Source organism: Acidithiobacillus concretivorus (assembly GCF_018853445.1).
GTDB lineage: Bacteria > Pseudomonadota > Gammaproteobacteria > Acidithiobacillales > Acidithiobacillaceae > Acidithiobacillus > Acidithiobacillus concretivorus.
In genome coordinates this window covers 1-358 of the sequence record NZ_JABELD010000134.1, presented here as the reverse complement: position 1 = coordinate 358, position 358 = coordinate 1, and the positions used below count along the sequence as shown (strand labels likewise).

At 59.2% G+C, this 358-nt stretch carries 1 protein-coding gene; it reads right to left on the bottom strand.

Annotation, left to right across the window (positions count from 1 at the left end; genetic code table 11):
* Positions 1-4: 4 nt before the first annotated feature.
* Positions 5-358 (bottom strand): hypothetical protein (locus HJG40_RS13710; RefSeq protein WP_215864716.1); only part of this gene is annotated, 354 nt, incomplete at its 5' end.

Below are 358 nucleotides of genomic sequence, written 5' to 3'. Positions count from 1 at the left end.
AACATCACAACTCAGGACCATCCAGCTCATATTCCCGAGGCGCTGGCCGCTCTACCTCCTGCTCCCGTTGCAACTGCTGCTCCGCCTGAAACCGCTCAAAGGCCTCCCGCGCCTGCTGCTTGCCCGCTTCTATCTCCTGATACTGGGCAAACTGCTTCCGAATGTCTGCAATCCCCTGGGCAATCTCTTCGCGGATTATCCGGTCCCGCTCGGCGCGCGCGGCTTCCAGGTCGCCGGATAGATCAAGAATACTCTGATCTACCGCCAGGTCTTGCCGCTCCAGCTCACCCGCTTCCTTGGCCAGCTTTAATCGTTCCGAAACTTCCTGCTCAAAATCCAGCCTTCGGCGGCTCGGTTG